This window comes from Paenibacillus sp. Soil522 (assembly GCF_001428245.1).
Taxonomy (GTDB): Bacteria; Bacillota; Bacilli; order Paenibacillales; family Paenibacillaceae; genus Pristimantibacillus.
Map to the genome: position 1 here is coordinate 1 of NZ_LMRV01000101.1, position 7,241 is coordinate 7,241.

Annotated in this window: 8 protein-coding genes; 7 read left to right on the top strand and 1 reads right to left on the bottom strand. The window is 38.4% G+C overall.

Going from position 1 to position 7,241, the window contains the following annotated elements; all coding sequences use genetic code 11:
* Nucleotides 1-832: 832 nt before the first annotated feature.
* From ASG81_RS28005 to ASG81_RS28025, 5 genes are all read left to right on the top strand, one after another.
* The gene (locus ASG81_RS28005; protein WP_155972018.1) at nt 833-1,330 is read left to right on the top strand and encodes a hypothetical protein; all 498 of its coding nucleotides are present in this window, start codon (nt 833-835) and stop codon (nt 1,328-1,330) included.
* 289 nt (nt 1,331-1,619) lie between these two features.
* Complete coding sequence (gene thyA / locus ASG81_RS28010) at nt 1,620-2,453, top strand: thymidylate synthase (RefSeq protein ID WP_056642596.1); 834 nt, start codon at nt 1,620-1,622, stop codon at nt 2,451-2,453.
* A gap of 233 nt (nt 2,454-2,686) precedes the next feature.
* A complete protein-coding gene (locus tag ASG81_RS28015) occupies nt 2,687-3,058 on the top strand; it encodes a VanZ family protein (RefSeq protein WP_056642598.1) in 372 nt (123 codons plus the stop codon).
* Nucleotides 3,058-3,843 carry an arylamine N-acetyltransferase family protein gene (locus ASG81_RS28020; protein WP_056642601.1) on the top strand — a complete coding sequence of 262 codons (786 nt, stop codon included), beginning with the start codon at nt 3,058-3,060 and terminating at the stop codon, nt 3,841-3,843. Before ASG81_RS28015 ends, ASG81_RS28020 begins: the two co-directional genes overlap by 1 nt.
* A gap of 143 nt (nt 3,844-3,986) precedes the next feature.
* The gene (locus tag ASG81_RS28025) at nt 3,987-4,250 is read left to right on the top strand and encodes a CPCC family cysteine-rich protein (protein WP_056642604.1); all 264 of its coding nucleotides are present in this window, start codon (nt 3,987-3,989) and stop codon (nt 4,248-4,250) included.
* A gap of 719 nt (nt 4,251-4,969) precedes the next feature.
* Here ASG81_RS28025 and ASG81_RS28030 read toward each other — a convergent pair.
* A complete protein-coding gene (locus ASG81_RS28030) occupies nt 4,970-5,686 on the bottom strand; it encodes a DUF421 domain-containing protein (protein WP_056642607.1) in 717 nt (238 codons plus the stop codon).
* A gap of 427 nt (nt 5,687-6,113) precedes the next feature.
* On the opposite strand from ASG81_RS28030, the gene pyrE reads away from it, so the two are divergent.
* Nucleotides 6,114-6,656: an orotate phosphoribosyltransferase gene (pyrE, locus tag ASG81_RS28035; protein ID WP_056642613.1), complete on the top strand. Its 543-nt coding sequence runs from the start codon at nt 6,114-6,116 to the stop codon at nt 6,654-6,656.
* 316 nt (nt 6,657-6,972) lie between these two features.
* Nucleotides 6,973-7,191, top strand: a complete 219-nt coding sequence (locus ASG81_RS28040; RefSeq protein ID WP_056642610.1) for a GNAT family N-acetyltransferase — start codon at nt 6,973-6,975, stop codon at nt 7,189-7,191.
* The last annotated feature ends 50 nt before the right edge of the window (nt 7,192-7,241 follow it).

Consider the following 7,241-nt stretch of genomic DNA (forward strand, 5'->3'; position numbering starts at 1 on the left):
AAACAAATGAATATTGAGTTGATTAGTTTTATGAAAATTGAACCACCCATTCGCTTTAAGAAGCATAACTAATGATATAGATTGAACTAACGGGTACGATAGTTCAATGATGGTAGCGGTGAACCAGTCCTTTGAGGGGGGCTGGTTTTTTCAATATATAAGATAAGTTAGTGTTGAAATTGGCATTAAGCTCCCTGGAAGAACGCAATTACTTCCATAATCTGTGGTGCCGCGTTAGCGGCATGGATGGCTAACGGGAGGATAGTTTAATCACTTCCCGAATACTAAGTATGGAATTTTAGAATATTCAAGTAAGCTTGCAGAATACAATGTTATAAACTCGTATACACATAGAGAGTCAGTCTAATATAATGAAAATTTAGGAGGAATTATGAAACCTTGAATAAAAACATCAATATTACATTTGGGTTGATAGGTGGAATTGGACTTATGATTCCTCTCATATTAGTAAGTTGTATTCCTTCAATCGATAGACTTATATTTTTTAATGTCCAGATCTATCAAATCGTATACAATATTTTAAAGATAACTGCATCTGTTGGTTTTTATGCAGTTTTATTTTTCAGTTCCGTACTGGTTATAAACGGGGTAAGATCTGTATTTATAAATAAGTAACATTGTAGGATATTTTAAGGTGGCTAGAGCATCAGATGCTCTGGCTATTCGTCAACTTATTTGCACTAACGGGTACGAGGGAGTTGAACACCGAAAGGGCTGCCGCGTGGTAGCCCTTCGTTACGCTAACGGGCTAAAGCGCAACTATGCTTTGTTTTTATACGTCAAAACTAAAAAACATGAAAGGAAGTATATAATGCAAACAACTTATAAAATAATGCGTCAACTCTTAGTTATATCAGCTTTTTTGGTAGTTTCTACTGGATGTGCTGATACGGAACCAACGCTTGAAAGAACAACGAAAGATGAAGTCTTAAAATTATCAATACCTCAGCAGTTTCATGAACTACCCTTTGAAAGTGGACTAGGGCGAGCAATTGTTATTTTTGAAGAGAGTGGTGCTGATTGTATTATTTATGTGAAAGGATTAAATCCTGGAGAAAGATATACAATTTCTCTAGTAGTAGGACTCTCTTCTGGAGTAATGTTTGGTCCAAAAGAAAACGTCAAAATAAGAGTAGGATCACTGGAGGATGAAGTGAAGTTTAAGCCGAATCCCAAAGGTGAGTTATTCGTTTCTATGCGTAATCCAATTCGATTTTTTACAGCAGCTAAGGAAGAATTATTCTTTAAGATAGAGTCCGAAAATAAAAAAGAAATTATGAAGACTGTTCCCTTTTTACTGAACAAATAAGGAGTAATGCATAGTCGCTAAATTAACGATGAGCGTAAGCCCAAAAATCTGGTACGTTTGTTCAAATGCTGAAGGGTCTTCGCGTGATTTGGCATCGCTAAGCTAACGGGTACGATAGTGGAGGAGCTACTTCGTGGTAGCTCCTCTTTTGAGTAACGGGCAGGTTTGCGTGGCAACCGGCTACTTACATTGAACTCGGACAGTCAGGATTTAAATGAAAAAAGGGGAATTTATCATCTCCCTCGAATCTTATAAAGCAATGCTCATGTATGATTTGGAGGAACAGTAGATGGGGAAGGCTGATAGGATATACAGTCAATTAGTAAATGAAATTCTTGAATATGGAGATTGGGACAAAGACCATAACGTTAGAACAACTTGGTCGGATGGTACTCCAGCCTACACAAAAAGTTTAATTTCAAAGCAGTTAAAATTTGATAATTCCGAGATCCCTATACTTACAACAAAAAGAGTGCCATGGAAATCAGCAATACACGAGTTACTATGGTTTTATGTAAAAAGAACAAGTGATTGCACCTATCTGGATGAAAGCAACGTGAAAATATGGAGAGAGTGGACCAATACTAATAATAATATAGGTAAGGCATATGGCTATCAGTTGGGTAAGCCAATTATGCTCAAAGGTAAGATCACAAACCAAGTTCATAATCTAATTGATCAACTAATGAATAATCCTGCTTCAAGAAGGCATGTAATATCCCTTTGGAATATTGATGATCTTGACCAAATGGAGCTGTATCCTTGTGTTTGGAATAACCAATGGCTCATAAAACAAGGTGTTCTTCATTTAGTTGTTAACGCAAGGTCAAATGACATTGGTTTAGGAAACCCATTTAATGTATTCCAATATTACGTTTTACAGCGAATGATATCTCAAGTTACAGGATACAAATTAGGAACACTTACGCTAAATATTAATGATGCTCATATTTACGAGAGACACATTGACCCATTGAAAGAACAGATTCAACGAGATGCATATCCTGCACCTGAACTTTGGATCAATCCAGAAATAAAAAACATCGATGATTTTACTATTAATGATTTCGAGTTAATAAATTATAAATATCATCCATCAATAAAAATGGAGATTGCCATCTAATTCTTCAAAGAGGTTGAGCTGGCGGGTACGATAGTTAATACCAGAAGGGCTGCCGCTTGGCAGCCCTTCGCTCCGCAAACGGGCAGGATAGCGTGGTGAAGGCTTATGATACCTATATAGGATATACAAAATACATACTTATCCCAAATTATAGTATCATGGTAAACGGAGAAATATTCAAGTTTGAGTTGGAGAGTAGTTGTTCTTACCATCATTGTAAAGGAGCATGCTGAATGATGGAATTATTGAAAAGAGTAAACGCTAAACATGTTTTTATAGTTTATTTAATAGGTATAGTCAACTTTGTAATTGTAAAATATTTTGGTGACATGCAAATAGTCTTAGACAGAATCGAAAGCAACAAATCGCAACGTGATGAAGGATATTGGAATATTAGTTTAGTACCCTTTAGGTCAATAACTTCATCAATTGAGTCTTATTTTCGAATAGGATTAGAGGTTTCCTCAATTAACTTAATCGCCAATGTAATTCTCTTTATACCAATGGGGTTGTTAATTCCATTTCTTATGCGAAATCCGTCATTTTTAAAGAGGATGGGAGTAACTCTTGAGGCTACTTCAATTCTCCGGGAGGTAAATTATTAATGGACAAGTTAGAATTGCTATTTCGTCATAGAATAGGTGTCTTAAAAACCGAAATAATAACTTTCGAAAAATTAGACATTGTTCTTGAAAAGACTGCAAGAGAAATCCCATTTGAAAATTTGTGCGTCATTGAAAAAAGAACCACTGACATTACAACAGAGAATCTAATCAACAAAATAATTAAAAGAAATGAGGGTGGGCTTTGTTATGAGCTTAATTCTATTCTTTATTTATTTTTAGTTGAAAATAGATTCCATCCAACCTTAGTTAGAGGAGTTACATATGACCATATTGGACAACAGTGGAGTCCGACAGGAAGAACACATGTAATCAATATCATAACTCACGATGGACAACAATATTTGGTCGATACCGGATTCGGAGGTAATTTACCATTAAAGCCAGTTCCGTTAAATGGGGATACTATTCTATCTAATAATGGTGAATTCAGAGTAGAAAAGGCAGATAGTGAGTATGGTGATTACGTATTGTATATGAAGTTGAAACATAAACATGAAGATTGGAAACTAGGGTATATTTTTGATTCCACAAAAGTAGTTCAGAATCTTTCGGAACTGAATGAGGTACAGAGGATAATATTGGAGCATCCAGAATCCCGTTTTAATAAGAGACCATTACTTACTAAGATAACAGAACAAGGAAACATCATTCTAACGGATACCTCGTTCACTGAATGGGTTGATGGTAAAGAAGATAAAAAAGAAATTGATAACAAGTTATTCAAAGAGATGCTCGTGGATAAATTTGGCATAAAAGCTCATTGAAGGTTTTGGTACTCAGAATGTTTAATCTAAAATAGCACCAAACATAAGCCACGGTATTGAAATAATGGGTACGATGGTGGAATTAGGGTGCTGCATTGGCACCCATTCACAGGCAGGTTAATTGAATGGAGGAGTAGCGATCAATGAAGTATGCTTGTCCATGTTGTGGATATAAAACTTTAGAACTTAAACCACCAGGAACTTATGATATTTGCGAAATATGTTTTTGGGAAGATGATGGCGTTCAATTTGACGATCCAGATTATGAAGGTGGAGCAAATTCAGAATCTTTAAGACAATATCAGAAAGCTTTTTTAATGGGGCGTGTTAATCGTAGACCAACTGATAAAGATGAACGTGACCAAGACTGGACACCGCTCTCAGATAATAAGGCTCTGTTAAGCTAACGGGTACGATAGCTTAATAAAAAAGAGGAGCAGATTTGTCAACTGCTCCTTTTTTATTAAGCTAAAGGGCTGTAATGTAAAATATCTATATTTCAATTTAGAGGTATAAGCCAAGAGCCTGTTGAATTATGGAAGTTTACAATGGTATGAGGAGGAATAATGTGGAACGCCCTGGTACGTGTCATGTTTGTGGAGAAGGTATATTTAAACTGCTTTTTATCAATCGTATACTAGTACGGAAATGTAAGGTATGCAATGCGTTATTTGATACAGAGAAGCTTGCGCCATATATCGATGACCAAGATGTAAGACAATCGAAGAATGAAATGAAGGATTGAAAAGTAGTAAACACAATTGAGCTAACGGGTACGATAGCTCAATAAAACATCGGCAGTCTAGGACTTTATTTCTCGTCCAAGGTTGCCGCTGTTTCTATTTTTTGCTGTCAGTCTAATACTTTAATTTCTTAGAACAATTACCAGACGGTTTTTTACTAAATGGGCAGTCATCGCAAAACAATAACAGATGAGTGCTATAACACAGGTAATTCTATACGTAATTTCTATCGTATCGGCTAACGTATTAACGACGGAATTCAAGCTGACTCAAATCGGAATATTGCTGGTTCTTATCTGGGAAGCTATGCCGTACGTGGTCGTTGGTCAGAGGACCGTCAAAATTGTCCAATTCCTTGCTATGGGGATCATGCAAGGTTTTGATCATTCTCCCTCTTCCTCAGAAGAAGACTGGCGGCCGTGATAAAACATTTCCCCTTCCCCCGTATCGATAGTAAGCGAATGGTCGGAATCCCGGATCGCCGCGTAGAACACATCGCGGATGTCCGGATGCCCTGCCGCTTTGAGCTCCTGCCGCAGCCAAATCTCGTCTTTTCCGATCAAGGCGACATTTTTCCGCTGCACTTTTCCTTCGACGATGACGGCAATCGGCACCCCCTGATATTCCATCTTCAGGTTCAAATGCCTTGGCGTGACGGCAACGACATCTTTCATCGGAACGATACTGATTTGGCCGTTAGGCTCAAGAATGGCATACTCCACATCTTTAATGTCGGGGTACCCGCCCGCACGAAGAGTAGCCAGCAATTCGACAAGAGAGAAACGGCTGCGAAGCAGCTTTGATTTGTTGATTTTTCCGTGCTTGATTAAGATGGCGGGCTGCCCGATCAACAACCGGTTCAACCAACGGAACAAGACAAGGCGGGTAAATAGAATATGAAGCAGCGTGACGACGGCGATTCCGGTAAAAATCCGGCCGAGGCGCTCTTCCAGCAGCGGATGGACGCCCAATGTCGCTAAAAAAATGATCGCCGTCAAATCGTGAGAAGTCAATTGTGCGAACGCCGCTTTGCCTAACAAGCGGATCACGATGACCGAAACCGAATACAGCAGAATGACCTTGCCAATGTAGAGAAGCATAATAACCACCTTAATCCATAGGAATGAAAATAACGGACAGAACGGACTTCAATTATTTTCCGATATAAGGCGGGAAATTATGTGGTTGTAAATCATTTTTTTAAAACGCGCACTAATAATGCGTGTTTAAAAAGCCTGGTTTTCAGCACCGAGGAGATTGGATGAAGCTAGGGAAAGAGGATCGTAGCGTAGACAAAACCTACGTGAGACCTGAAAGGTTTCTGAAAGAAACCTAGCTTCGAAAACGCTTAAATCCCGGCTGAATTCAATATCCGATGTAAGCTGTCCACAGAAAATAAAGTTTTAGACTGAGAAAATAAAGTCTGTTACTGACGGTGTGGTCATTAAACTAACGAGCAGGTTAGTTTGGTGATCAATCATGCAATATTGTGGTAAAATAAAGGAAATATATAAGGTTGGTGAAGTTGTGGAAAGAGAATTGTTGGCCAAGCAGATTTACGAAACAGCACACTTAACAGGAAGCTTTAAATTAAGATCTGGAAAGGAATCAAATGACTATTTTGATAAATACCTGTTTGAGTCTAACCCTGCCTTACTAAGCGAAATAGCTGAGCATCTGTCTAAGCTTATCCCTTCAGGCACCGAGGTTTTGGCAGGGCTTGAAATGGGCGGTATTCCAGTCGCAACGGCACTATCTTTAAAGACAGGTATACCAGCGGCATTCGTTCGAAAAAAAGCAAAAGAATATGGAACATGCAAGCTTGCAGAAGGTATTGAGGTAGAAGGAAAAACTGTTTGTATCATCGAGGATGTCGTTACAACAGGAGGGCAGATCCTCTTAAGTACAACAGATTTGCGTAACGCTGGAGCCAATGTCGTGAGCGTCCTTTGTGTGATTGAAAGGGAACAACAAGGAAGAAACAATCTTGAAAGTGACGGTCTTGATTTCTACTCCTTATTTAAGATGGAGGAACTCCTAGAAGCTTCTGCAACAAGTAACTTAACCTAAATTTATTTCATACATTAGAGCTGCCGAACAATTTAGGCAGCTTCTTTTGTTCATTAAGCTATTGGGTACGATAGTTCAATTGAAACACTACAAGGCTGCCGTGGTTGATCCGGTATTCTTCTTTCCTTTAACGGCAGTAGAGCGGCGTGGTATCCAGATGGTAACTTTGATTAAAATCAAATTATCCATTGTATCTTTCCTGGGTAACAGATTATGCTAATAGATAAAATGCGTGGAAAGTGAGGGATGGGTATGCCATATTTCGCACTCTAGTCTGATACATGATGTAACAATTACAGACAAGAGGAGAATCAAGATGCAAACCGAATTATCTATGATGCGCTTGGAAACAGAGCGTTTAATCATTCGTCCTTACATCGAAAGTGATTTGATGGAATCGTTTGAGCTGATGCAAAACCCAGAATTGTTCACTTATATGCATATGGGAGTCTTATCGTTCGAAGAATATAAAGGATTAATGGTGCCTCTATCCAACAAGTGGGTGACCAATTCTGTCTTGTATTCGATTGGATAGATGGCAAAAGCCTAAAACCCAGTGACATAAATGCGAGCCATTGCAAAAAA